We start from the raw sequence: 24,358 nt of genomic DNA on the forward strand, positions 1-24,358 counted from the left end.
AAGATGATAGTCTGGAGCGTAGCAAACCAAAAAGGTGGCGTTGGCAAAACAACGACTACCGTTACCTTAGCTGGGTTGCTGAGCAAAAAAGGACACCGTGTATTGCTTGTTGATACCGATCCTCATGCATCTTTGACAACCTACCTTGGTTATGACTCTGATGAAGTAGAAAAGAGCTTATTTGATTTATTTCAGTTACCGGAGATAAATCGCGAGTCTGTACTGCCATTAATTATTCAGTCTGAAATAGAGAACATAGATATCGTTCCTGCTCATATGTCTTTGGCAACATTAGACAGAGTGATGGGCAATCGCAGTGGCATGGGGCTTATTTTAAAACGAGCCCTTTTAGCACTGCATGGTGATTATGATTATGTACTGATTGATTGTCCGCCAATTTTAGGCGTTATGATGGTCAATGCATTGGCGGCAAGTGATCGTATTTTAATACCGGTTCAAACGGAGTTTTTAGCAATGAAGGGCTTGGAGCGAATGATTCGTACCTTGGCCATTATGCAGAAATCCAGAAATAAAGCGTTTAAGACAACGATCGTACCGACTATGTACGACAAACGAACGAGAGCGTCTTTAACGACATTGAATCAGCTCAAAAAAGATTACCCTGAAAACGTTTGGAGTTCTGCTATTCCTATTGACACCAAGTTTCGTGATGCCAGTTTGAAACGATTGCCAGCATCACATTTTGCAGAAGGAAGTCGCGGGGTTTTCGCCTACAAACAGTTGTTAATTTATCTAGAGAGGTTAGCTCTAGATGAACAATAAAACGCATGTATTGTCGGGGGAGCAGGCATTAAATGACTATTTTACCTCCCTACTTGATGAGGAAGAGCTGAACGAAGCGTTTAATACGCCGAGTAAAGTAGAGCTTTCTGCCGTTGAGTCGACAGTTTCAGCAGAGGAAATGGTACCTAAGTTACAACCTGATTATCATTCGTCCTATACTGAATTAGAATATAATGAATTTGAAGTTCCTGATTTAGAGGATGTCCAGAAATTACTGGATAAATTGGAAACAACCGATCTTGCTGCCGAGCCAGATATTGCCACCATTATAGAACGAAATAATGGTGAAATTGCTGAAGTAACAAGAGTTGAAAGTGTTGTAGAAGAGATCCAAGAGTGGGATGTCGCAACTGAAGTCGAACAAGTCGTTGCTGAATCACCTGCTGTTGAAGAATTTGAAGTGACTGAACCGGTAATCGCTGAGCCAGAGGTTGTCGAAGAGGTCGAGGTTGAACAAGAGACTGAGGTTGAGCTTCAAACAGAAACCGGTGGAGCGCACATTCAGGACTGGCAAAGCATTGCTAGAAATGAAGATTTTCAAGTGCTCTATTTTGATGTCAACGGAGTAACGTTCGCCGTACCACTTGATGAACTGGGTGGTATCCATCGCCGCGGAGAAATGAGTCACCTTATTGGCCGCCCGGGATGGTATCTTGGATTACAGACGAATAAAAATGATCAGTTAGATGTTGTTGATACCGCGAAGTGGGTAATGTCTGATAGATTAACGGATGATTCGCATAAAGAACATTACCAGTATGTGGTTATGCTTGGTGAGAGTAACTGGGGATTAGCATCTACAGAGTTAAAAGGGACTGAACTACTTAATACTGAAAAAGTCCGTTGGCGCGAGCTCTCAGGTAAACGACCATGGTTAGCTGGAATGGTAAAAGAAAAAATGTGTGCTTTAATTCACGTTGAAGCCATGATAACAATGTTAAATGCTGGTCTAGACGTAAAGTCACTGGACAGTTGATAGAAAAGTTTGTCGGTAGCGACACAAAGAGGATAAGACATGTCTCAAGTTAATGAAGTAGAGTTAAAAAAAGATCAGACCAATGATGAAGTACTTCAGTGGGTAACATTCCAACTCGAAGAAGAGACTTATGGCATTAATGTAATGCAAGTTCGAGAAGTGCTTCGCTATTCAGAGATTGCTCCTGTACCAGGTGCTCCGGACTATGTATTAGGTATTATCAACCTTCGTGGCAATGTCGTTACAGTTATCGATACTCGTTCACGTTTTGGTTTAATCCCGGGTGAAATCACAGATAACACCCGAATTATTGTGATCGAATCTGAGCGTCAAGTTATCGGTATTCTTGTAGATAGCGTTGCTGAAGTGGTTTACCTACGTTCTTCTGAGATTGACACAACACCAAGTGTTGGCACAGATGAGAGCGCCAAGTTTATTCAAGGTGTTAGTAACCGAGATGGTAAGCTACTTATTCTTGTTGATCTTAACAAGTTATTGAGCGACGAAGAATGGAATGAAATGGCACACCTATAATGGTTGAGCTGTTTAACTCTAACGGTGTGTTGGTACTGCTAGGCGGGAGTCTGTTTTTTGTTCTTGTCTTAGTGGTTATGTTGTTGAAAAGCCGCAGCCAGATGCAACGAATCACAGACAGTCAGCGACAAACCGTTAGAGGTATGGAAAAAGAAGTTTCTAAAGCGAACAACCAATTGCTGGAAGTTCGTTCAGTTGTGGTTGGTTTAGGACAGAAAGTTGCAGAGCAACAAGATGTTATTCAGTATTTATCAGAAAGAGTAACAGAGCTGGAGCATACGGATAAAGATAGCCGAATGTATTCTAGAGCCAGTAAAATGGTTCAGCTTGGTGCGGATGTTGATGAATTAATAGAAGAGTGTGAACTGCCTAAAGCAGAAGCAGAACTGATGATGACGTTGCAAAATAAAATTGCGGGGAAAGAGAAAGTCCCCCCTATGAATGTGGCAAAGAATAGGCCTAAAACATCATCAAGGTAATTGATTAATATACAACTTAAACTTGCTGGAACGGGTTTTATTGTTCTGCTGTAATCTAAACTGTCAATGATAAGAGAAGCGAAATGCTTCTCTTTTTTTTGCTCATTATATCGGCAGAAAACCGAGCAGAAAAAAGCCTTGCTGATACTAAATTGCTATTCTGTGACAAAAGTGAGTGAGCAAGTGGGATTTTATTGTGTTTCATGTTGTGTATATCCTACTTAGGATGCAGTAGCATGTGTTAATATGCCCGTTCGATTGTTAATTTTTAGTGCCCATGTTAGAAGTCTCAAATCTTACTGCTATTCGTGATGAGAGAGTGTTGTTTGAAAACCTCTCATTTAAAATTAATACTGGTGAAATCGTTCAAATAGAGGGACGAAACGGAACTGGTAAAACAACCTTACTAAGAATAATTGCTGGGCTAGGGGATAGCGAATCAGGCGATATTCTCTGGAAAGATCTGCCTACCGTATCCAATCGAGATCTATTCCATCAAGATCTGCTGTTTCTTGGTCACCAAACTGGGGTGAAAAGGGAACTGTCTGGTTTTGAAAACCTCGCGTTTTATCAATCAATTCAAAAGTGCAATACCGATAAAGCCACTCTTTGGGGAGCGCTAGCTCAAGTGGGTATCGCTGGTCGTGAAGATGTGCCTGTTGCACAGTTATCCGCTGGACAGCAGCGAAGAGTTGCGTTAGCTAGATTGTGGTTAAGTAAGCAGCCGCTGTGGATCTTAGATGAGCCTTTAACTGCTATCGATAAGCAGGGTGTGAAAGTGCTAGAGAACCTGTTTTTGCAACACGCTGAAAACGGAGGCATTGTTCTATTAACAACGCACCAGGATATGTTTACTGATTCGCCTAAGTTGCGAAAAATTAAATTAGGGGATTAGTATGCTGCAATCGATGTTGATGATTATTAAACGAGAGCTATTAATCGCTTTTCGACGCCAAGCCGACATTTTAAATCCGCTCTGGTTCTTTATTATCGTAATTACTCTGTTTCCGCTTAGTATTGGCCCTGAGCCAAATCTACTTGCTAGGATAGCTGCGGGGATTATTTGGGTTGCTGCATTGCTCTCTGCATTGCTGTCACTTGAAAGACTGTTTCGTGACGATTTTCAAGATGGATCATTAGAGCAGATGATGCTGATGCCATTGCCGCTCCAGCTTGTGGTTATTTCAAAGGTGATAGCTCACTGGCTATTAACTGGTTTACCGCTAATATTAATTAGCCCACTTTTAGCGGTATTGCTGTCGTTAGACTTCAATACTTGGTGGACGGTTGTACAGACATTATTGGTGGGAACACCGACATTGAGCTTTATTGGTGCAATCGGCGTGGCATTGACGGTAGGACTGCAAAAAGGGGGAGTATTATTGAGCTTGCTTATCCTCCCTCTTTATATTCCTATTCTGATTTTTGCCACATCTGCTATCGATGCGGCTAGTCTCGGAATGCCATTTAATGGGCAACTGGCTATTATGGCTGCCATGTTTATTGGCTCAGTAACATTAACCCCATTTGCGATAAGTGCGGCACTTCGCGTAAGTGTGAATTAGAACGGCAAAACAACACCTTATAGGTATTGTTTTGCTCTTGACAAAGAATACGATGGGGATTTCTCTTTCAGAGAATTCCTTTAGAAGTATGTCCTGAGAAGTAAGAGTGAGAAGTGATTATGTGGAAATGGCTCCACCCCTATTCTAAACCAGAAACAACATATAATTTATGTAATAAGTTGTTACCTTGGTTCGCTGTATTAACGATGTTATGTCTTTCTGTTGGCACGGTTTGGGGGCTTGCTTTTGCCCCTTCTGATTATCAACAAGGGGACAGTTTTCGAATTATCTATATCCATGTTCCTTCCGCTATCTGGTCCATGGGCGCTTATATGTCAATGGCGATCGCCGCATTTATAGGCCTTGTCTGGCAGTTACGCCTTTCTAATATGGCTGCAGCAGCAATGGCTCCGATCGGCGCTGTGTTCACCTTTATCGCTTTAGTTACCGGTGCCGTTTGGGGTAAGCCAATGTGGGGTGCATGGTGGGTATGGGATGCGCGATTGACCTCGGAACTGATTCTACTATTTCTATATCTTGGTGTTATCGCCCTTTATCATGCATTTGATGATCAAAAAACAGCTGCCAAAGCAGCCGGTATTTTAGCGATTGTTGGGGTTATTAACTTACCTATTATTCATTTCTCTGTTGAGTGGTGGAACACGCTTCACCAAGGCGCTACTATTACCAAGTTTGCTAAACCATCCATTTCAACCAATATGCTTTGGCCGTTATTGCTCAATATCTTTGGTTTTGCATTCTTTTTTATCACCTTGACGTTGATTCGTTTTAAAAACGAAATTTTGTCTAAAGAGAGTCATCGCCCTTGGGTTCAAGCATTGGTATCATCTGAGAGGACATAATCATTATGCATTTTGAAAGCTTAAGCGACTTTTTCGCCATGGGTGGTTATGGAGCCTATGTTTGGGGAGCATTTGGAGTTACGGCACTCTCCATGTTGATATTGCTGATCAACAGTCTGTTAACAGGCAAAAAAATTAAAAGCGAAATTAAGAATAAACAGGAAAGGCAAGCTCGTATTGATGCTGCAAAAAATTTGGAGAATACATTATGACCCCAAGACGCCAGAAGAGACTCGGAATTATACTTGCTCTGTTTTTTGGGGTTAGTGCAACGGTTGGGTTGGTTGTATACGCACTAAACCAAAATATGGATCTCTTTTTCACGCCAACAGAGCTTGTCTACGGTAAACCTGATGGAACGAAACCAGAAGTTGGTCAGCGTTTGCGCATTGGCGGAATGGTAGTTGAAGGGTCGGTTTCTCGAGACCCAAGCTCTTTGAAAGTGAGCTTTGAGCTGGCTGATGTCGGGCCTAAAGTGGTTATCGAGTATGACGGTATTCTGCCGGATCTCTTTCGTGAAGGACAAGGTATTGTCGCGCAAGGTGTGTTGAAATCGGCAAATACAATTGAAGCGTTTGAAGTGTTGGCGAAACACGATGAAGACTATATGCCACCTGAAGTCGCTGAGGCGATGGAGAAGGTTCATGAACCTATGGGTTATAGTGAAGAGCAACTAAAAGGAAGTGATCAATGATTGCAGAAATTGGTCATTTTGCGCTAATTATTTCTTTAGGATTAGGGTTACTACTTAGTATCTTACCTATGGTGGGGGCGTCGAAACATTCTTCTATGTTAATGGGAACAGCGAGACCTCTCTCTTGGGGGATGTTCCTGATGCTAAGCTTGTCATTTTGTATATTGCTATGGGCTTTTTATACCAATGACTTCACTCTAAAATATGTTGCGAGCAACTCTAATAGTGCTCTGCCTTGGTATTACCGTTTAACCGCCGTTTGGGGGGCTCACGAAGGTTCTTTATTATTGTGGGTACTGATTCAAGCGGGTTGGACAGTGGCTGTTGCTACCTATAGTAAAGGTATGCCGCAAGAGTCTATTGCTCGTGTGCTGGCGGTTATGGGTATTATTACTGTCGGCTTCTTGCTCTTTATTATTTTAACCTCTAATCCATTTTTAAGAACGTTACCCTTCTTTCCTATTGATGGGCGAGACCTCAACCCTCTTCTTCAAGATCCGGGATTGATTATACACCCGCCTATGCTTTATATGGGCTATGTTGGATTCTCTGTGGCGTTCTCTTTTGCCATCGCATCTCTGATGACAGGTCGACTTGATACCGCATGGGCACGCTGGTCAAGACCGTGGACAATCGCAGCATGGTTGTTCCTAACTCTGGGTATCGCTTTAGGCTCTTGGTGGGCGTATTACGAACTTGGTTGGGGTGGCTGGTGGTTCTGGGATCCAGTAGAAAATGCTTCCTTTATGCCATGGTTAGCGGGTACCGCATTAATGCACTCATTGGCGGTAACTGAAAAACGAGGAACATTTAAGGCGTGGACGGTTTTACTGGCTATCTCTGCATTCTCACTAAGCTTGCTCGGCACATTTTTAGTGCGTTCAGGCATTTTGGTGTCGGTACATGCTTTCGCTTCGGATCCAGCCAGAGGTATGTTTATACTCGGCTTCCTATTGTTTGTTATTGGTGGTTCACTGCTGTTATTTGCAGTGAAAGGTTCATCAGTTCGAGTACGCAGTAATTTTGCGCTGTTCTCGCGGGAAAATGGTCTGTTAGCGAACAATATCTTATTGGTTGCCGCGTTAGTTGTGGTTCTGGTAGGAACTCTATTACCACTTGTACACAAACAGATTGGCTTAGGCTCAGTTTCTATTGGTGCTCCTTTCTTTAATATGCTGTTCACTTGGCTGATGATTCCGTTTTCCTTTTTGTTGGGAATCGGGCCACTGATTCGTTGGAAGAAAGACTCTCTATCTTCTTTACTGAAACCGATGCTAATTAGTGGTGTATTGTCGCTTATTTTAGCTGGCGCCAGTGTGTTTGTATTTGCAGAGCGTTTTTCTGGTATGGCATACCTAGGTTGGCTAATGGCGTACTGGATCATTACCATGCACGGGTTTGAACTGCATCAACGGGCAACTCACCGTCATAGCTTCTTTGTTGGGCTAAGAAAAATACAGCGCAGTCATTGGTCAATGATGCTTGCTCATATTGGTCTTGCAGTCAGTGTTATCGGTATTGCCATGGTACAAAACTACAGTATCGAGCGCGATGTACGTTTAGCACCCGGCGAGAGTTTCCAGATATTAGACTACGACTTCTATTTCTCAGGATTGAGAGAGAAAGATGGGCCGAACTATGACGGCTATATTGCCGATTTTGAGATTTCTCAAAATGGTAAATATATTAATACGTTACATGCAGAAAAACGTTTCTATACCACGGCTCGTTCAATGATGACTGAAGCGGCGTTGGAAGTTGGTGTCACTCGTGATTTATATATCGCAATGGGTGAACAACTTGAAGGTGGCAATGCATGGGCAGTGCGACTCTACTATAAACCATTTATTCGCTGGATATGGGCAGGCAGTTTGTTCATGGCGTTAGGTGGTGCCATTGCGATCAGTGATAAACGATATAGATTTAGAAAAAAAGTTAAGGAAGTAAGGGCATAACATGAATAAGAAGATTTTATTTGTACCACTTGCTCTATTTCTTGCTTTGGTTGTGGTGTTTATTGTTCAGCTTTCTCGTAATGCGGAAGGTGAAGACCCAACCAAGCTAGAGTCTGTATTGATAGGAAAAGCGGTACCTGAATTTAGGCTAGAAGATTTAGCTGAACCCGGAAAACTGTACGATCAGGCTATTTTCAAAGGTGAACCACTGCTGCTAAATGTTTGGGCGACTTGGTGCCCAACTTGCTACGCAGAGCATCAATACTTAAATGAGTTGGCTGAGCGCGGTGTGAAGATTATTGGCCTTAACTACAAAGATGATCGTGTAAAGGCAACAGGTTGGTTGAATGACTTGGGAAATCCATACCTGATTAGCTTATTCGACGGTGATGGCATGCTGGGACTTGATCTTGGGGTTTACGGTGCGCCAGAAACGTATCTAATTGATGCCAATGGTGTCATTCAGTATCGCCATGTCGGGGATGTGAACCCAAGAAATTGGGCCGATACCCTAGAGCCTATGTATTTGAAAATGATCGAAGAGGCGAAAAAATGAGAACATTATTTACCGCTTGTTTTGTAAGTTTGCTTTTTTCTTTTTCAGCCATGGCCGCTATTGATGTGTATGAGTTTGATAATGACCAGCAGGAGCAACAGTTTAAGGAGTTAAGCCAAACTCTTCGTTGCCCTAAATGTCAAAACAACACGATAAGTGATTCAAATGCAGAGTTAGCGAAAGATTTGCGTTCTAAAGTTTATGAAATGACCAAACAAGGTAAGTCTTCGGATGAAATTGTTGACTATATGGTCGACCGATATGGAAACTTCGTTACTTATAATCCCCCTCTCACCTTTGCTACCTCTGTATTGTGGCTAGGGCCGTTACTTGTTGTTGTGATTGGATTCGGCCTTATAGTTGTAAATAGCCGCAGAAAGTCTGCTAAAGCAGCACAGAAGGCGGATTGGGATAAAGATAAGGAACAACGCTTAGAAGCATTATTAAAAGAAGATGCTAACGGAGAGAAGCAATAATGATGACTTTTTGGCTATTTGCAATTGTTCTCCTAGCCGCATCTGCGGTGTTTATCGCCTTACCACTGTTTAAAAAGAGTGAGTTTGATGATGAAGAGAGACGTGACGAATTAAATAAAGCGTTTTATAAAGATCGATTGGTCGAACTCGAAGAGGAAGCGGCAGAAGGCATCGTCAATGATAGTGATGAATTGATTGTCGATCTAAAGCAATCTTTATTAGACGATATTCCGGAAAACAAGGGACAAGATGGTGGTTTTTCACTGTCTGCTACGCAAGTTTTTGTTCCTTCAGTTCTGCTCGTTGTGATCATCAGTGTTGCTATGTATTTTAAATTTGGTGGTTTAGATCAAGTTACTCACTGGCAAGGCATCAGTGCTGAACTCCCAGCGTTAACCAAAAAGCTGATGTCACCGGATGAAGAACAGTTGACAGAAAAAGAGATGGAAGATCTAACCTTAGCGTTAAGAACTCGTCTTCATTATCAGCCTGAGGACTCTGCTGGTTGGTTATTGCTGGGTAGAATCGCATTAGCGAATCGCGATGCGGAAACGGCTGTGGGAGCAATGAAAAGAGCTTATGATTTAGCGCCTCAAGATCCTGATGCTCGTTTAGGTTATGCACAATCTTTGATGATGTCTCAAGATGAGTCTGAGCAGCGTCATGCTCGTTCAATCTTAGTGGGGTTATTGCAGGATAACTATGTTGATTTGCGAGTCTATTCTCTGTTGGCATTTGACGCTTTCCAACAAAATCAGTTCGAAGAAGCAATACGCTATTGGCGTACCATGCAAAAGTTGATTGGTCCTGAAGATAGTCGTTACAAAATGTTAGAGCGCAGTATTGTTAACGCTGAGAAGCAGCTAGGCGCTCCAGTATCGAATGTGAATGTCCCTATTACTATTTCTTTAGGTGACAGCGTCAGGCTACCAGAAAATGCTCTATTAATTGTATCCATTCATGACGGTAACGGCTCACCTATTCCAATGGCGGCAGCGCGATTTCCTCTTGGATCATTTCCTCGAACTGTGGTGTTAGATGATGGAAATGTCATGATGGAAGGGCAAAGTTTATCCAGTCTTGAAACGATATTGGTTAAGGTCAGGGTCGATACCGATGGTAATGTCGCGACCAAAGACGGCGATTGGTATGGTCAGAGTAGTGTGGTAAAACTGGGTGAACCAGTTGCATTATCCATCGAGAAACAGTATTAATATACGACTGGTTTATGAAGGCTGGTGTAAACCAGCCTTTTTCTTATGTATTGGATCCAAATTAGCATGTTTTTTGTTCGTTTAAGAACTTTCATTCCTTTAATCATTGCGCTTGCGCTAGTTGGTTGTGCGGCTTCGCCCACGGCAGATATTGATGATGATATCAATACAACTGAAGGTCCGAGTGACCCGTTTGAAGGTTTTAACCGTGCTATGTGGACGTTTAATTATCAATATCTTGACCCCTATCTTGTCCGTCCGGTATCACTCGCATACGTCGATTATACGCCTGTCCCCGTGCGTACTGGTATCAGCAATTTTTTGTCTAATCTAGATGAACCTTCTAGCATGGTCAATGACCTGCTTATGGGAAATGGTGAGTTAGCATTTAACCACTTTAACCGCTTTTGGATAAACTCAATATTTGGCTTGCTTGGTCTTATTGATGTTGCCGAGTATGGCGGGCTTCATCGTGAGGATGAGCGTGTGTTTAGTGATGTCGCGGGGCATTATGGAGTGGGTAATGGGCCGTATTTTGTCGTACCAGCTTATGGCCCTGTAACCACACGTGAAGCAACCAATTTGGTAGATGGAATGTATATGCCACTAAGTTATCTCACTTTTTGGGGTAAGTTAGGCAAATGGGCGTTTGAAGGACTTGAGTCGCGTGCTCAATTGGCGACACAAGAGTCGTTGCTAGAGAATTCACCTGATTCATATATCTTTGCTCGTGATATCTATCTTCAGCGAAGAGATTATAAAGCCCAGATAACGACAGAAACGATTGTGGATGATGAGGAAGAAGACTTCCTCGATGATTATCTAGATGAGTAGCCATTCTATTTAACTGAAGATAATAAAAAAGCAGGGGCAATTAGTAGCCACTGCTTTTTTAATAAATATGCTTTATTACTCAAACATATTTATGGGCTTGGTATAAATTAAAATTTATAACTAGCTTGTATACCAAAGATCAACACGTTACCCGAAGTCTCGCCAACGAAGGTGCCACCAATTGCTGCTGCTCCTGCATCATCAGTATAACCTCTAGGTTCATTGATGCTGGCGTCTTTGGCAATAATATAGGTAAAACCAGCGTCAAAGTTAAGTTGATCAGACCATTTATAACCCGCACCAATGCTTAGCCAAGTGCGATCCGTCTCTGGAATGGTAGCAGAGCGGTTTTTATCACTTACTGCAGAAGTATCATATGCGATACCTGAACGAACTAGCCATTTCTCATCTATTTGGTATGTTGAGCCTACTGCAAAACGATAGTTGTCACGCCAGTTTTCGATTTTAACCATCGAGTGCCCTATGGTGTCAACATTCGCCTCAAGTTTTTCGAAACTGCTCCAATCTGTCCAGTTAAAGCTTGCGTGCAGAGCTAAAGTTTCAGTTAGCTGATGGAAACTTGCTAGCTCTGCTGTAGCCGGTAAAGTAAGTGGCAAACTGCCAGATTTGGTTACATCGGCATTACCTGGACCGAAAAAACCTGCGCCAGTCGCTTTTCCTTTAAGCTTTAAATTAACTTCGGATTTATATGTTAGTCCTAATCGGTGGTCTTCATTAATTTGCCAAACAGTACCGACTTGCCAGCCCCAATCAGTGGTATCACCTTCCATATATTTTAATGTGTCACCAGCATATGCAGCGTGACCGTGAGCCGGTGCTGTCGCACCAAAATGCCCTTCCGCCATAATGTAACGAACACCTGTACCAATGGTTACTGCCGGATCAACTTTATAGGCGAAGTTTACATTGGCTTCCATGGTTTTAACTTCTGCTTTGTTGCCAAAGTGGCTAGCAGCATAATTGCTACCTAAATCGGTTTTCATACCGTAATTAGATGATAGCGCTATACCCATAAAGAACTGATCGTTAATTTGATGAGACAAGTAAGCATTTGGAATTACTGCATCGTTGGCATAATCTTTAGATGAGACATTATAGTTAGAACCGTTATAAGCAACGTTTCCCTTAACATCGATATTTGGGTCAACATAGATGGCTCCCAATGATATCTGGGTACCTTCTAAATAACCGAGCAGAGCCGGGTTACGCCACTGTGAGCTCGCGTTATCGGCCATGGCAGCTTCACCTGCGTATGCGCGGCCTAGTCCTGTCGCAGAGTATTCAGCAAGTTGAAAACCCGCTGCATTTGATGATTGACTTACTGCTAGTAATCCGCCTGCAATGGCAAGAGAAAGCAAAGACTTATTTGTTTTCATTATCTATTTCGCTGAATTTATCGTTATTGAAGAAGCTTAAAATAATGAAATTGAAATTAGAGTAAATACTTTAATAAAACAAAAGAGCAATAGCGCTATAAACGGAATATAAATTTACATTTCCTTATTATTTTAGATTTTAATTCTGATAAAATGGTCTGACCACTGATAAATTGGGCGTACATCTGTATTATGAAATAGGCTGTTAACGCTACAACTGTTCACTGAAACAGTCGATTGGATAGAGAAAGAAGAAATAGAAAAGGGCCGATGAAATCGGCCCTTTAGAGAACAAGTAATCTAGTTCAATTAGAAGCTACGGCTATACTGAAGACCTAGTAATATTGCATCTGCGTGAGTGGTACCTGTCATTGAAGATGCACCATTTGAAAGCTTCTCAGTTACCTTAACATCTTGACCAAGTAAGTAGGTAAAACCAAAATCGACATTAGATTTTTCACTAAAGTGGTATGTAAAACCAGTAGAGAACCATTGGCGATCAGAGTCTGGTACCGAGAAAGATGTAGTCTCATCCTGTGCTGATTCATCAAACATATAACCTGCACGCAATGTCCAATCTTTATTGAGGTAGTAGGTACCACCTAGAGAAATATGGTAAGCATTTTTCCAATCATAAGCTTTTGTAGTTTGGCCTGGAACGTTAGTAAACTTGATTTCGTCAAATGTCTTCCATGCTATGTATTGAAAGCTGTAGTGCACGGCAAAATCGCTATCTTTTATTTTATGAAAGCCAGAGAACTCAGCAATGTCCGGCAATGGTAAATCGATTTCTTGTTTACCATCTTTTGCTGTAATAGTCGGGCTGTAGCGATAAGCTAGACCAAATCGGTTATTGTCATCAACTTCGTATACGGCGCCTAAGTTGAATCCTAATCCCCAGCCTGTTGCGTTATCGATATTAAGCACTGAAGTCGAACCTAAGTTTGCACTTAGAGAACGTTTTAGAGTCCCTTTACCATAAATGATATCTAAACCGCCACCGAGACTAAATTGGTCGTTAATACGGTAAGAAAGTGCCGTTCCAAAGTTCATACTAACTATTTCAGTTTCTCCACCATACTCAGCACCGCGAAAATCGTCACTGAAATCTGTTCGAGTACCAAAGTTTGAGTATGCATTCACACCCCATGCCCATTTCTCATTAATAGGTACAATGAGGTGGATGTTAGGGGCCACAGATGTAGCACCAGCATTATCTTCATTGGAATCGAATGTACCAGTCAAGCCAGCATTAGCTGTATACTTTGCATCTTTGACTTTGATTTTAGAGGTGATTGTCTCAAAACCAAGAGAAAGCGCTGTTTCATCAAACAGTGCCATTGTAGCTGAGTTACGAGCCATTGCTGCAGCGTTATCAGCGATAACAGCATCACCAGCAAAAGCACGGCCTAATCCAGTAGCGGATTGAGCGTTAAGTTGGAATCCGGCAGCAAGAGCTTGCTGTGAAGCGAGAGCGACAGTGACTGCAATAATCGACTTTTTGTACAGACGCGACTTGTTCATTAGTAATTTCCTTTTTGTAATTTCGCCTCTTTGGGCGATATAACCGAGCTTTTGCTCAGTTTTATGGCTGATCCTAGTCACTATTATAACGATGAGAAATCCGACCATTAGCTAATTTGTCAGCAAATTGGTAAAACTGGTAGCTATCTTACAAGAATTGTAGTGAAACTGAGGGGTTTTAGAGTTATGACTCTAAACGCTTGTTTAAAATCATAAACAAAGCCCCTAATATAATTAGGGGCTATATAGACTAAAGTATAGGAGAGATGATAGAGGTGAGCTTAGCAGCGATAGCATCAATGTTTTCACCTTCACTACCGACTAAGATCATGCTGGAATTGGCAATAGGAACCACAACGCCAGACATCCCATTTTCATTAAAATCAATAGGTTGCCCCGAATTTATGTTAGTAACAAACATTGTTACTCGGCCTTTATCTCCTTGAAAAACCATGTGCAGAGCGTTTGAAGCACCAAATCCACAGTGATTAAGGTAATAAACGTGGTATGGAAAACTTTCGCTAAATTGGTAGGCAAAAGGTTGCAACTTTGCATTGATCTGCGTTGAACTTACCTGTTCATCGAGTTTATTTACAAATGGAGACTCATCTACCACGTGTTTCATTGCCGTATCTGCCAAACTTGCGTGTGCAGGACTTACCAGCAACGGTGTCCAGTTTATCTGCCCAATAAGAATACCTGCGGCAAATGCAACGGATGCAGCCATTGCTAACATCTGTTTAGTAAAGCTTTTACTCTCTGTCTGAGCATTTTGACTAAATAAAATGCGATCAGCGAGATCATCAGGAACATCAACCTTCATCGCTTTTTCGAGTTGAGCGTCTAAGCTCAGAATCTCTTCGGCAAACTTGCCGTTGGCTTCGGAAAGGTTGATAACGTCATTAATCTCGTTATCCCGGAATTTGGGTTCTGAGAGTATTCTGCGACGAAATTCTAAATCATCCATTTTTCAGCCCCATGTTGTTTTCTGAAGAATCAATCATTTCTTTAAGTTGATTACGAGCCCTAAATAGTCGAGTCATAACGGTATTTTTATTGAGATCTAGTATATCGCCAATCTCTTCACCGCTAAAGCCTCCAACCACTTGTAGAAATAGAGGTTCTCTATATTCCACTTCTAGCTTCATAATCTGCGCTTGAATCCATTTCTGCTGGTGGTGAGCATCATCACTGACTTTAGCTTCACTACCGTAGTCGTCGATATCAACCAGCTCCAGCTGTTTCCTTTCAAAGCGTCTAGCATTTTCTCGTCTAAGAATGGTGATTAGCCAAGATTTTGCTGCTTTCTCATCTTGAAGACTATCCAAAGACTTCCACGCCCTGAGGCAGGTTTCTTGAACAAGGTCTTCTGCAATGGATTTATCCTTGCATAACCAATAACCGTAACGAAATAGGTCTTTATGATAAGCGCGCACTAGTGCTTCGTACTTTCTTTGTTTATCCATATCCGAGTTGACCGGACTGGAGGTATTTTTCTTTCCGAAAAGATTAATTATCGACACATGTGCCTCCGTTTACCCTCTTGTTGTGCTTCGCAGAGGTAAAATCAACATTTATTGATCTACTTCAAAATCTTACATTGATATCTAGTTATAGTTAGTCTTGTCATCTAGCTAGTCTTTTGGACTAGTGTGTTGAGCAAGATGACACTTCCTTTTGAAGGCTGACTTTACTTTCTCCTAATCAGGAAACTGATTATTTTCAATTGGCGTAAGTTAATTGTTTTATATAGATTCCAACCACACAATTTAGTGTGGTTTTTTTTTGCTTATAGTTTTGGTGAATCTTCCATAATTTACACATTACTCACTTAAATATCTATACCCATTCCGATGTAAAGTTCACCGTTAACTATTTCATTCTTTTCTAATTTTATACTAGATATCACGAATTTCCTGCTGTAATTGTTAAACGGGCGTTTGAATTTGGTAACAATTTCGTTACAATAGCGAAAGGTCAGACCTCTAAGGTAAAGGAGAAGAAATGAGCAGACAAGACGTCAAAACACGCTCTGGAGAACGAATAGCGATAGTTTCTGGGCTACGAACTCCATTTGCGAGACAAAGTACCGAATTTGGTAAAGTCCCCGCGGTTGATCTCGGTAAAATGGTGGTTAGTGAGCTGTTATCAAGAACGGATATCGATCCAGCATTGGTCGAGCAGGTGGTTTATGGACAAGTGGTTCAAATGCCAGCAGCTCCTAATATTGCTCGTGAGATAGTGTTAGGAACAGGAATGAATATCGGCACAGACGCTTATAGCGTAACACGTGCATGTGCGACCAGCTTTCAAGCATCAGTGAATGTCGCTGAGAGCATTATGGCGGGTGCAATCGATATTGGTATTGCAGGGGGAGCGGATTCTTCTTCTGTTCTGCCTATCGGTGTATCGAAAAAACTGGCAGCAGGTTTATTAGCTCTTAGCAAAGCAAAAACACTGAGTAAAAAGATAAAAATAGCTCGAAGCCTTTCTCTTAAAGATCTTGCCCCTGTTCCTCCTGCCGTCGCAGAGTATTCTACCGGCTTATCAATGGGGCAAACCGCTGAGCAGATGGCAAAATCATATGGCATTACTCGTCAGGAGCAAGACGAGCTAGCTCATCGTTCTCACTCTTTAGCCTCTAAAGCTTGGCAAGAAGGAAAGATTCGTGATGAAGTGATGACGGCTTTTCCTGAACCCTATAAACAGTGGATCGATCAAGACAACAATATTCGCCATGATTCCTCTATTGAAAGCTATGCCAAGCTACGTCCAGCGTTCGACCGAAAATTTGGTACCGTCACCGCAGCCAATAGTACTCCGTTAACTGATGGTGCAGGCGCGATACTTCTAATGCGAGAGGGAAGAGCTAAAGAGCTAGGACTCGATGTGCTTGGTTATATTCGCTCATATGCATTTTCTGCCATACAGGTGGAGTACGATCTATTAATGGGGCCATCATTTGCTACGCCAATGGCATTAGACAGAGCTGGGATCGAGTTAGCTGATTTAGATTTAATTGAGATGCATGAAGCATTTGCTGCTCAGACGTTAGCAAACGTAAAAATGTTTGCTAGTGACAAGTTTGCTCAGCAAAAACTTGGCCGCTCAAAAGCGATTGGTGAAATTGATATGGATAAATTTAACGTGCTTGGTAGCTCAATTGCTTACGGTCACCCCTTTGCAGCAACTGGCGCGAGGATGATGGTTCAGACGCTACGAGAGTTAAAACGTCGCGGTGGTGGACTTGCGTTGAATACCGCCTGTGCAGCGGGTGGATTAGGTGCGGCAATGATTTTGGAGGTTGAATAATGAGTGACAATAAATCATTACAGTTAACAATTGATGATGACAACATCGCTTGGCTTTCCATTGATATTGCTGATGAAAAGATGAATGTTCTTCGAGCAGACCTAATAGAAGAGATGGAAAGCTTGTTAACTGATTTCGAAAGCAACGAAAAAGGTATCAAGGGCTTAATTATCCATTCAGCGAAAGAGGATAACTTTATCGCTGGAGCGGACGTAAAAATGCTCGATGCTTGTCAGTCAGCGGAAGAAGCGGAAGAGTTGGCGAAAAAAGGACAACAAGTTTTTGACCGAATTTCATCTGTTAAATTTCCGGTAGTTTCGGCTATTCATGGAGTCTGTTTAGGTGGCGGACTTGAGTTTGCTTTAGCTTGTGATTATCGAGTCTGTTCTGACGACGATAAAACACGCTTAGGTCTACCTGAAGTGCAATTAGGCTTGCTGCCTGGCTCAGGTGGTACACAACGTCTGCCTCGCCTAATTGGTTTGTTACCTTCACTTGACATTATTCTTACTGGTAAGCAAGTTCGAGCAAAAAAAGCGGCTAAGCTGGGTATGGTTGATGCTGCTGTTCCTAACAGTGTTTTACTGGATGTCGCTAAGCAGTTTGTAACTAAGCCAAAACGAAAAATCAAAACCGCGGGTAAAGAGAAACTGATCTCTCGTAATGGGTTAGGACGTAAAGTGATCTTTGATCAAGCGACCAAAAAAACATTACAGAAAACCCGAGGTAACTATCCAGCCGCTGACGCTATATTAGCGGTTATTCGTTTCGGTCTGGAAAAAGGATTGAAGAAAGGTTTAGCAAACGAAGCTAAAGAGTTTGGTAAATTGGTCATGACTGATGAATCAAAAGCGCTTCGTTCAATCTTTTTTGCCACAACTGAGATGAAAAAAGACAATGGCTCAGATGCTGAACCGATCAAAATCAACCGAGTCGGAGTGTTAGGCGGTGGGTTGATGGGCGCAGGTATAAGCCATGTTAGTGTCTCAAAAGCTAAGGTTCCCGTTAGGATTAAAGATGTATCTAACGATGGAGTACTTAATGCCCTTAACTATAACTACAAGTTATTTGAGAAACAGCGTAAACGTCGTATTTTAAGCAAAGCTCAGTTACAAGCTAAAATGATGCAGCTTTCGGGAGGCGTAGACTTTACCTCTTATAACAATGTTGATTTAGTGATTGAAGCTGTTTTTGAGGATCTCGACCTGAAGCAAAAGATGGTGGCAGATATTGAGCAAAATGCCAAAGCAGAAACCATTTTTGCTACCAATACCTCCTCATTGCCGATTGCTAAGATAGCGGAAAATGCTCAACGCCCTGAAAATGTGGTTGGTTTGCACTACTTTAGTCCTGCGGAAAAAATGCCATTGGTTGAAGTTATTCCACATGAAACAACGTCAGATGACGCTGTGGCTACAGTGGTTAATTTTGCTCGTAAGCAGGGTAAAACGCCTATTGTGGTTAAAGATAGTGCCGGTTTTTATGTTAACCGTATTCTTGCTCCATACATGAATGAAGCGGCCCATGTATTGATGGCCTCAGAACCCATCGAAGCATTAGATAATGCACTGTTGGACTTTGGATTTCCGGTTGGGCCGATAACACTACTTGATGAAGTTGGTGTCGATATTGGGGCGAAAATCATTCCTATTTTAGTTAATGAGCTGGGTGAGCGTTTCCAAGGACCAGATGTATTCGATATCTTGCTGAATGACAACCGTAAAGGAAGAAAAAGCGGTAAAGGGTTCTACAGCTACAAAGGAAAGAAAAAAGAAGTCGATAAGTCGGTTTATAAACTGCTAAAACTTGAGCCTAGTGCATCATTAACAAAAGACGAGATTGCTCTTCGCTGTGTTCTTCCAATGTTAAATGAAGCGGTTAGATGTCTAGATGAAGGAATTATTAGAAGCGCGAGAGATGGTGATATAGGGGCCATTTTTGGTATTGGCTTCCCTCCATTCTTAGGCGGGCCGTTTAAATATATGGATAAGATTGGTATTGAATCCCTTGTGGAACTTATGCGTGAGTATGCGTTGAAACATGGTGATCGATATGCCCCTTGTGATGGCCTGCTAACGCGATATGAAAATGGTGAATCGTTCTATTAATTCACCCTGTTAGAAGCTAAACAAGTAAAAGCCGAACTCAATAATAAACTGAGTTCGGCTTTTTTAGTTTGTGCGTGCTAACTTTTAACTTAGCAAAGCTTTATTGATTCGCTTCAAGAGATAGGGACAACCAGAATATCCACAGGGGATTTATTAATCAGGTGTTTTGAGTAAGAGAGCAGCTTGCTCCAAAAGTCGTGGTGGTGTCCACAAATTAATAGATCTACCTGACTATCATTAATGGTGCTTTCAAGTTTGTCGCTTAGATTGCCAGTACCCACAAAGCAGTGCTTGATTTTGTAGTCTGCATAGCGTTCAAATTTTTGTAATTGTTCAATGGAGTGCTCGCTGACAGGGCATTCATTATGATCTTTTTGAATATCAATTAATTCAGGGTAGATCTCTCCGTGAGTACCATCAATATGAATAAATGAAACCTCGGCTTGAAACTGTTTGGCAAAAAATACTGCTTTATCAATCAATAGGTTACTATCTTCTGAAAGCTCTATCGCAACTAAAATATGTTTATAATTCATAATTATACCTCGCCAATACTTATACACCTCTAATCATAACGAGAGGAGCAGAAATAAATGTAGAATAGCTCTCATAACGATTAAAATATTGTTAATATACAGCGAGTTTGAAGAGAGCTACTCCATAAATGAACTGGTGGTATGATGATGAACGATGAAACTATTCAGCAAACCATTGCTAAGTTTACTTCAATTGAGCAAGCACTAACTTACTTTGATATTGAGTTTGATAGTAAGTTTATTGAAGAATATGGTACTCAACTGGTAAAAAGATTTAATGGTTATCTAATTTTAGAAAAACCAGATGATTGGTTTTCAGCAAGGCGTGCGCTTAAAAATGCTTATTGTAAAGTACAACGGGGCCGTTTAGACCCACATACTCGTTCTGCATGTCGAGGCTGTACATCTTGCCAACGACGATAAATCGACGGTTTCTTACTGCTATTTGAGTTTAACTAACCCAGTTCTATATCTTTTGGCCTGAGTTGAAACTCTTCAATATTGCCAATCTCATTACCAATGTTGATAGAACAAGAGTGCTGATGATTGTTTCCTTTTGAATGGAGAATTAACCGGTTAGCGGTGCGAGGCTTAAGTACATTGACCACAAAGCGTATCATTTCTGTTTTATCTAGTTTCTCTATTTCGTCCAGCACAAGTTCTTTTTGATTAAACTCTAGATCTTTATTGCCTATAGCGACCCAAAACCGCTGTGCTCTGCCTCTTAGGTTATTATCTGGCGCGGCGATTTGGTTGCATAACCCCTGCTTACTGTTTAGCCATTGAGATTCACTTAGCTCAAGCAATAGCAAATAGAAGTCGTTTAGGAACTCATCAATGGCCTGCAATAGATCGTTGGGGGCAAACTTAGGTGACTGGACATATAAGACTAAACCGGGATGACGATTTAGCGGCATATTTCCTGTACCAACCATATAACCTAATTGTTGCTTGGTTCTAACTTCATTGAAAAATGAAGCGGACATTAGGTGATTAACCAAGGTGTATAAGGCAATACTTCTAGGATCGCAGTGTGGTGATTGATAATAAATAACGATAGCGGAGTCATCTTGGTCACAGGCTAGCTCTCTTTGGAATGTGCCTGAATTTCCAAGCATCACCAGTGGTCTAAGTGACTCTTCATACTGTTGATTCTTTACTCTCATGGCATCTTTGAGGGTCGTGGCCAACTGAGTTGCTTGCTGACGGGTCCAATCGCCATAGACGAACATTTCAATATGAAGTTCAGCAATAATTGCCTCTACAAATGTCGCTAACTCATCAACCTCTATCGACTCCAATGCTTCAATTAAGGCGGGATGAGGAGGGTTATTTGGTTGCAATAGTCCAGTCATGGCATTGAAAAGTTGCGAAATAGGGCGATCTTTTGCTGCATTACGCCAGTTTCGAAGCATCTGTGTTTTGATGGTGTCAAATCGGTGCTGGCTAAATTCTCTGTTAGTAAACTGCTGTAAGATCATGCTGAGCAGTTCGGGTTGCTTCTGACTAAAACCAGAGATAGATAACGTTACCCCACCTTGGTGGGCATAAACGTTGTATCCCATACCTGCAATCTCTGCAGGATAAGTTTGTGTAGCCAAACTATCTAAGAAAATCTCAACACAGAGTCTCATCTTGACTATTTTTCTGGGAGTAGAGACGGCATGTGGGCTATCTATAGCGATATAGACCACGCCTTTTGGTACTCTAAACTCTCTCTCTTGAAGATGCCATAACCGAAAACCGGGAAGTTCTTCAATCAGTTGCGGGACAGAGGCATCACTTTCTAACTCTTGCGGGTCTAAGTGATAGCAGATAAACGGGTTTTTTTCAGGCAACGATTGCTCAGGATTAAGATCAACATTACTCCAGTTGTTTAACTGCTCAGTTGTAAATGGAGTGACAGAGTAAGGAGTTTGGTACCACTTGGCCGTGCGATCAAAACGGCCCTCTTTGCTGATTAATGTGATTCTGGCGTTGTCGGCGGTTAAATAGGTCAGCATGGACGTTAATAACGTCTCATTATAGTCTGTCATTTTGTAGTCGCCATACACGACATCTTCTTGTGGGTAATGCTGTAAATTCATCACCAAATGGCTGACCAAGTCCATTGGACGGGCTTTTTCCTGAAAGCGGAAGGCGGACTCTAGTACCGCTTGCTTCTCTTTAAAGCGCCACTCATTGATTCCCTGCTGTTTTATCAACTCTATGTACTGGAACAGAGCTAGGATAATATCGTCTTGATAACCCATACCTTGCTGGGTTAGGTTGATGTTGACGGTAAATTCTCTAAAGTTACTGCCATTTATTCCGCCACCAGCGGCTAATGACGTTATCCATCCTTGCTCTTTTAGGGTTAGCATCAAGCTCCCTTTACCTTCCGCACCAATGAGATGAGCAAAGTAGGAGAGAGGTTTGCAGTTGTACTCTTGGTCTAGGTTTGGAAAATTGAAAGAGATGATCAGTTTTCTTGCTTCTTTAACTGGGCAAACTTTAACAAATAAGCTTTTGTCTTGATCTCTCACGAGAGGGACATCTATACCCTTGTGTTCCAGCTGTTGATTGTTAATCTGTGAGAACTTCTGTCGCACTTCAGATTCTAATGAATCAAGATCATCTGGCGTGAGTACCGATAAAGTCATCAGATCAGCAGAGTAGTGTTGCTGGTAAAAGGCGATGATCTCTTCTCTGATGGTACTATTTTCACGATCCGCAAGTGTATCAATATTACCGACAGAGAACTGGCTGAATGGATGGCAAGGGTTAATAACCTCTTTATGTACCTGATACAGCCTGCGCATATCATCTTGTAGTTTTAGACGATACTCCGAGTCGACAGCTTCTCTCTCTTTGTCTAACGCTTCAGCATTAAACAGCGGTAATACAAAAAACTGACTGAAACGATCTAAAGCTTGGCTAAAGGCACTAGGGATAACATCAAAGAAGTAACAGGTATGTTCGGTTCCTGTCCAAGCGTTATTGTGACCGCCGTTCTGGCTGATAAAATGCTGAAATTCACCAACCTTTGGATACTTGTCTGTTCCTAAAAACAGCATATGTTCTAGGTAATGAGCTAATCCTTCTCTATCTTTCGGATCGTCAAAGTGTCCCACGTTAACTGCTAGTGCTGCTGCGGATTTTTGAGCCTGACTATCTTGTATAAGTAAAACTCGTAAACCATTATCTAAACAGAGGTATCGATAATGATTGTGATCATTTGAGCTTAAGTGCACGAGCGGTCTCCAAATAGAGCGTGTTAGTTAAGTATGGCGTTGATACGGATTGCTGCAAACTAAGTGGGCAATTTATTGTGCTTTCATGGTTTTTACGACATTTTTTGATGTTTATCGTTATATAATGCCAGACTTTTTGAGCAAGGTAATTGATATATTTATATTATTTTGCTTTGCTTACTATACCCTAGTCACTCTCGATGCCGGCAACACCAAGAGACCGCCCGGGGATGTAATTTGACCTAGAAAATATCTGTACGGGAAGCAACAATGAAAGTGTTTATTATGCGGCATGGTGAGGCAGAGCATTTTGCTAATAGCGATGCGGAAAGAGAGTTGACGACGAGAGGGCGAGAGCAATCATTAGCGGTGGCTCGAGCGTGTGAACGTCAGGGGTTTCATCAATTTGACTCGGTGTTAGTGAGTCCATACATACGAGCTCAACAGACATGGCAGACCATTTCTAGTGTCTTTACCACTCATGATGACGGTTTCTCTACTTACCAAGACATCACTCCGTATGGAACCTCATCCGATGTTTTTCATTATGTATCTGCACTGATCGCGAGCAAAAACCTTGATACGGTTTTGCTGGTGTCTCATCTTCCTCTTGTTGGCTATTTAACCGCAGAGTTTGTTTCAGGTATTGCACCACCCATGTTTCCCACTTCTGGGCTTGTGTGTATCGAGTACGATGCAGAGACAATGTGTGGTGAACTGTTATGGCATATTCACCCTTAACAGAATAAACATTATTTTTCGGCAATGCTAAGCAGTATAAGCAGAGCGCCATTACCACCAAATTCTAATGGAGCTTGGTGGTAAGCCATAACATCCGGATGCTGAGCCAGCCAGATGGGCACTTTTTGTTTTAATATGTGTTTACCAATACCATGCATAACACACGCGCAGTGCACATTCTCTCTAACACAATGAGCTAACATGGCGGCTAATTCCGCTTTGGCTTCTTGTTGGGTCATGCCGTGCATATCGAGATAGACGTCAGGAACATAGACACCACGACGAAGTCGTTTTACCTCATATTTCGAAACATCGCTTCTGGCATATCGAGTTGGGCCCTCAGCATCTAAGTGCGGAACGAACTCATCTGAGAAGAAAAACTCATTATCTTTTGCTTCTCTGTCAAACCGTTGAGTATCTTTTTGCTTAATGTCTCTTTTTGGTTTTTGGATTATGGTATCCTGTCGCAACTTTTTTATGCCCTTAACTGCGTCTTGAAATAAGGCAAAGTCGTCATCAAAGTTTTGGTCTTTGTTGCTCATAATTAATCATTCTTT

At 41.8% G+C, this 24,358-nt stretch carries 25 protein-coding genes; 18 read left to right on the forward strand and 7 right to left on the reverse strand.

The window, feature by feature from the left end; all coding sequences use genetic code 11:
- Positions 1-3 precede the first annotated feature (3 nt).
- From F0227_RS05055 to F0227_RS05120, 14 genes are all read left to right on the forward strand, one after another.
- Positions 4-783 (forward strand): ParA family protein, encoded by a 780-nt coding sequence (locus F0227_RS05055; protein WP_171752093.1) that lies wholly within the window; start codon positions 4-6, stop codon positions 781-783.
- The gene (locus tag F0227_RS05060; RefSeq protein ID WP_171752094.1) at positions 773-1,780 is read left to right on the forward strand and encodes a chemotaxis protein CheW; all 1,008 of its coding nucleotides are present in this window, start codon (positions 773-775) and stop codon (positions 1,778-1,780) included. The genes F0227_RS05055 and F0227_RS05060 overlap by 11 nt, the downstream gene beginning before the upstream one ends.
- A gap of 39 nt (positions 1,781-1,819) precedes the next feature.
- Positions 1,820-2,314 carry a chemotaxis protein CheW gene (locus F0227_RS05065; protein WP_171752095.1) on the forward strand — a complete coding sequence of 165 codons (495 nt, stop codon included), beginning with the start codon at positions 1,820-1,822 and terminating at the stop codon, positions 2,312-2,314.
- A complete protein-coding gene (locus F0227_RS05070; protein ID WP_171752096.1) occupies positions 2,314-2,793 on the forward strand; it encodes a DUF2802 domain-containing protein in 480 nt (159 codons plus the stop codon). The genes F0227_RS05065 and F0227_RS05070 overlap by 1 nt, the downstream gene beginning before the upstream one ends.
- A gap of 277 nt (positions 2,794-3,070) precedes the next feature.
- The gene (gene ccmA, locus F0227_RS05075; protein WP_171752097.1) at positions 3,071-3,688 is read left to right on the forward strand and encodes a cytochrome c biogenesis heme-transporting ATPase CcmA; all 618 of its coding nucleotides are present in this window, start codon (positions 3,071-3,073) and stop codon (positions 3,686-3,688) included.
- A gap of 1 nt (position 3,689) precedes the next feature.
- Entirely contained in the window at positions 3,690-4,358 is a 669-nt protein-coding gene (ccmB, locus tag F0227_RS05080) for a heme exporter protein CcmB (protein ID WP_171752098.1), read from the forward strand.
- A gap of 119 nt (positions 4,359-4,477) precedes the next feature.
- Complete coding sequence (locus F0227_RS05085) at positions 4,478-5,221, forward strand: heme ABC transporter permease (protein WP_171752099.1); 744 nt, start codon at positions 4,478-4,480, stop codon at positions 5,219-5,221.
- 5 nt (positions 5,222-5,226) lie between these two features.
- Positions 5,227-5,433: a heme exporter protein CcmD gene (ccmD, locus tag F0227_RS05090; protein WP_171752100.1), complete on the forward strand. Its 207-nt coding sequence runs from the start codon at positions 5,227-5,229 to the stop codon at positions 5,431-5,433.
- Entirely contained in the window at positions 5,430-5,915 is a 486-nt protein-coding gene (ccmE, locus tag F0227_RS05095; protein WP_171752101.1) for a cytochrome c maturation protein CcmE, read from the forward strand. Before ccmD ends, ccmE begins: the two co-directional genes overlap by 4 nt.
- Positions 5,912-7,870 (forward strand): heme lyase CcmF/NrfE family subunit, encoded by a 1,959-nt coding sequence (locus F0227_RS05100; protein ID WP_171752102.1) that lies wholly within the window; start codon positions 5,912-5,914, stop codon positions 7,868-7,870. The genes ccmE and F0227_RS05100 overlap by 4 nt, the downstream gene beginning before the upstream one ends.
- A 1-nt stretch (position 7,871) precedes the next feature.
- A complete protein-coding gene (locus F0227_RS05105) occupies positions 7,872-8,426 on the forward strand; it encodes a DsbE family thiol:disulfide interchange protein (protein WP_171752103.1) in 555 nt (184 codons plus the stop codon).
- A complete protein-coding gene (locus F0227_RS05110; RefSeq protein ID WP_171752104.1) occupies positions 8,423-8,902 on the forward strand; it encodes a cytochrome c-type biogenesis protein in 480 nt (159 codons plus the stop codon). Before F0227_RS05105 ends, F0227_RS05110 begins: the two co-directional genes overlap by 4 nt.
- Entirely contained in the window at positions 8,902-10,116 is a 1,215-nt protein-coding gene (gene ccmI / locus F0227_RS05115) for a c-type cytochrome biogenesis protein CcmI (protein WP_171752105.1), read from the forward strand. Before F0227_RS05110 ends, ccmI begins: the two co-directional genes overlap by 1 nt.
- 60 nt (positions 10,117-10,176) lie before the next feature.
- The gene (locus tag F0227_RS05120) at positions 10,177-10,950 is read left to right on the forward strand and encodes an MlaA family lipoprotein (protein ID WP_171752192.1); all 774 of its coding nucleotides are present in this window, start codon (positions 10,177-10,179) and stop codon (positions 10,948-10,950) included.
- 107 nt (positions 10,951-11,057) lie between these two features.
- Here the strand turns inward: F0227_RS05120 and F0227_RS05125 are convergent, their stop codons facing one another.
- The 4 genes from F0227_RS05125 to F0227_RS05140 form a co-directional block, all read right to left on the reverse strand.
- The gene (locus F0227_RS05125; protein WP_171752106.1) at positions 11,058-12,347 is read right to left on the reverse strand and encodes an outer membrane protein transport protein; all 1,290 of its coding nucleotides are present in this window, start codon (positions 12,345-12,347) and stop codon (positions 11,058-11,060) included.
- Positions 12,348-12,656: 309 nt separating this feature from the next.
- On the reverse strand, positions 12,657-13,871 hold the full coding sequence (locus tag F0227_RS05130; protein ID WP_171752107.1) for an outer membrane protein transport protein: 1,215 nt from the start codon (positions 13,869-13,871) through the stop codon (positions 12,657-12,659).
- 250 nt (positions 13,872-14,121) lie between these two features.
- The gene (locus F0227_RS05135; protein ID WP_171752108.1) at positions 14,122-14,838 is read right to left on the reverse strand and encodes a DUF3379 family protein; all 717 of its coding nucleotides are present in this window, start codon (positions 14,836-14,838) and stop codon (positions 14,122-14,124) included.
- Complete coding sequence (locus F0227_RS05140) at positions 14,831-15,394, reverse strand: sigma-70 family RNA polymerase sigma factor (protein ID WP_171752109.1); 564 nt, start codon at positions 15,392-15,394, stop codon at positions 14,831-14,833. The genes F0227_RS05135 and F0227_RS05140 overlap by 8 nt, the downstream gene beginning before the upstream one ends.
- A 481-nt stretch (positions 15,395-15,875) precedes the next feature.
- Here F0227_RS05140 and fadI point away from each other — a divergent pair, with 481 nt between their 5' ends.
- Both fadI and fadJ read left to right on the forward strand, forming a co-directional pair.
- Positions 15,876-17,183, forward strand: coding sequence for an acetyl-CoA C-acyltransferase FadI (gene fadI / locus F0227_RS05145; RefSeq protein WP_171752110.1), 1,308 nt, complete (start codon positions 15,876-15,878; stop codon positions 17,181-17,183).
- Positions 17,183-19,291 carry a fatty acid oxidation complex subunit alpha FadJ gene (gene fadJ, locus F0227_RS05150; RefSeq protein ID WP_171752111.1) on the forward strand — a complete coding sequence of 703 codons (2,109 nt, stop codon included), beginning with the start codon at positions 17,183-17,185 and terminating at the stop codon, positions 19,289-19,291. Before fadI ends, fadJ begins: the two co-directional genes overlap by 1 nt.
- Positions 19,292-19,404: 113 nt before the next feature.
- On the opposite strand, the gene F0227_RS05155 is transcribed toward fadJ, so the two are convergent.
- Positions 19,405-19,827, reverse strand: coding sequence for a universal stress protein (locus tag F0227_RS05155; protein WP_171752112.1), 423 nt, complete (start codon positions 19,825-19,827; stop codon positions 19,405-19,407).
- Between the two features lie 147 nt (positions 19,828-19,974).
- On the opposite strand from F0227_RS05155, the gene F0227_RS05160 reads away from it, so the two are divergent.
- Positions 19,975-20,250, forward strand: coding sequence for a nitrogen fixation protein NifW (locus F0227_RS05160; RefSeq protein WP_171752113.1), 276 nt, complete (start codon positions 19,975-19,977; stop codon positions 20,248-20,250).
- Positions 20,251-20,282: 32 nt separating this feature from the next.
- On the opposite strand, the gene F0227_RS05165 is transcribed toward F0227_RS05160, so the two are convergent.
- On the reverse strand, positions 20,283-23,060 hold the full coding sequence (locus tag F0227_RS05165; RefSeq protein ID WP_171752114.1) for an insulinase family protein: 2,778 nt from the start codon (positions 23,058-23,060) through the stop codon (positions 20,283-20,285).
- A 270-nt stretch (positions 23,061-23,330) separates the two neighbouring features.
- Between F0227_RS05165 and sixA the strand changes: the two genes are divergently transcribed.
- Positions 23,331-23,801, forward strand: a complete 471-nt coding sequence (gene sixA, locus F0227_RS05170; RefSeq protein WP_171752115.1) for a phosphohistidine phosphatase SixA — start codon at positions 23,331-23,333, stop codon at positions 23,799-23,801.
- Positions 23,802-23,812: 11 nt separating this feature from the next.
- On the opposite strand, the gene smrB is transcribed toward sixA, so the two are convergent.
- A complete protein-coding gene (gene smrB, locus F0227_RS05175) occupies positions 23,813-24,343 on the reverse strand; it encodes an endonuclease SmrB (RefSeq protein ID WP_171752116.1) in 531 nt (176 codons plus the stop codon).
- Positions 24,344-24,358 lie beyond the last annotated feature (15 nt).

The organism is Vibrio sp. 99-8-1 (assembly GCF_013114595.1).
Taxonomy (GTDB): domain Bacteria; phylum Pseudomonadota; class Gammaproteobacteria; order Enterobacterales; family Vibrionaceae; genus Vibrio.

What these genes read in the sequence shown, in the direction of transcription:
- F0227_RS05055 (WP_171752093.1), top strand. Translation starts at nt 4, where the DNA reads ATGATAGTCTGGAGCGTAGCAAACCAAAAAGGTGGCGTTGGCAAAACA.
- F0227_RS05060 (WP_171752094.1), top strand. Translation starts at nt 773, where the DNA reads ATGAACAATAAAACGCATGTATTGTCGGGGGAGCAGGCATTAAATGAC.
- F0227_RS05065 (WP_171752095.1), top strand. Translation starts at nt 1,820, where the DNA reads ATGTCTCAAGTTAATGAAGTAGAGTTAAAAAAAGATCAGACCAATGAT.
- F0227_RS05070 (WP_171752096.1), top strand. Translation starts at nt 2,314, where the DNA reads ATGGTTGAGCTGTTTAACTCTAACGGTGTGTTGGTACTGCTAGGCGGG.
- ccmA (WP_171752097.1), top strand. Translation starts at nt 3,071, where the DNA reads ATGTTAGAAGTCTCAAATCTTACTGCTATTCGTGATGAGAGAGTGTTG.
- ccmB (WP_171752098.1), top strand. Translation starts at nt 3,690, where the DNA reads ATGCTGCAATCGATGTTGATGATTATTAAACGAGAGCTATTAATCGCT.
- F0227_RS05085 (WP_171752099.1), top strand. Translation starts at nt 4,478, where the DNA reads ATGTGGAAATGGCTCCACCCCTATTCTAAACCAGAAACAACATATAAT.
- ccmD (WP_171752100.1), top strand. Translation starts at nt 5,227, where the DNA reads ATGCATTTTGAAAGCTTAAGCGACTTTTTCGCCATGGGTGGTTATGGA.
- ccmE (WP_171752101.1), top strand. Translation starts at nt 5,430, where the DNA reads ATGACCCCAAGACGCCAGAAGAGACTCGGAATTATACTTGCTCTGTTT.
- F0227_RS05100 (WP_171752102.1), top strand. Translation starts at nt 5,912, where the DNA reads ATGATTGCAGAAATTGGTCATTTTGCGCTAATTATTTCTTTAGGATTA.
- F0227_RS05105 (WP_171752103.1), top strand. Translation starts at nt 7,872, where the DNA reads ATGAATAAGAAGATTTTATTTGTACCACTTGCTCTATTTCTTGCTTTG.
- F0227_RS05110 (WP_171752104.1), top strand. Translation starts at nt 8,423, where the DNA reads ATGAGAACATTATTTACCGCTTGTTTTGTAAGTTTGCTTTTTTCTTTT.
- ccmI (WP_171752105.1), top strand. Translation starts at nt 8,902, where the DNA reads ATGATGACTTTTTGGCTATTTGCAATTGTTCTCCTAGCCGCATCTGCG.
- F0227_RS05125 (WP_171752106.1), bottom strand. Translation starts at nt 12,347, where the DNA reads ATGAAAACAAATAAGTCTTTGCTTTCTCTTGCCATTGCAGGCGGATTA.
- F0227_RS05130 (WP_171752107.1), bottom strand. Translation starts at nt 13,871, where the DNA reads ATGAACAAGTCGCGTCTGTACAAAAAGTCGATTATTGCAGTCACTGTC.
- F0227_RS05135 (WP_171752108.1), bottom strand. Translation starts at nt 14,838, where the DNA reads ATGGATGATTTAGAATTTCGTCGCAGAATACTCTCAGAACCCAAATTC.
- fadI (WP_171752110.1), top strand. Translation starts at nt 15,876, where the DNA reads ATGAGCAGACAAGACGTCAAAACACGCTCTGGAGAACGAATAGCGATA.
- fadJ (WP_171752111.1), top strand. Translation starts at nt 17,183, where the DNA reads ATGAGTGACAATAAATCATTACAGTTAACAATTGATGATGACAACATC.
- F0227_RS05155 (WP_171752112.1), bottom strand. Translation starts at nt 19,827, where the DNA reads ATGAATTATAAACATATTTTAGTTGCGATAGAGCTTTCAGAAGATAGT.
- F0227_RS05160 (WP_171752113.1), top strand. Translation starts at nt 19,975, where the DNA reads ATGAACGATGAAACTATTCAGCAAACCATTGCTAAGTTTACTTCAATT.
- sixA (WP_171752115.1), top strand. Translation starts at nt 23,331, where the DNA reads ATGAAAGTGTTTATTATGCGGCATGGTGAGGCAGAGCATTTTGCTAAT.
- smrB (WP_171752116.1), bottom strand. Translation starts at nt 24,343, where the DNA reads ATGAGCAACAAAGACCAAAACTTTGATGACGACTTTGCCTTATTTCAA.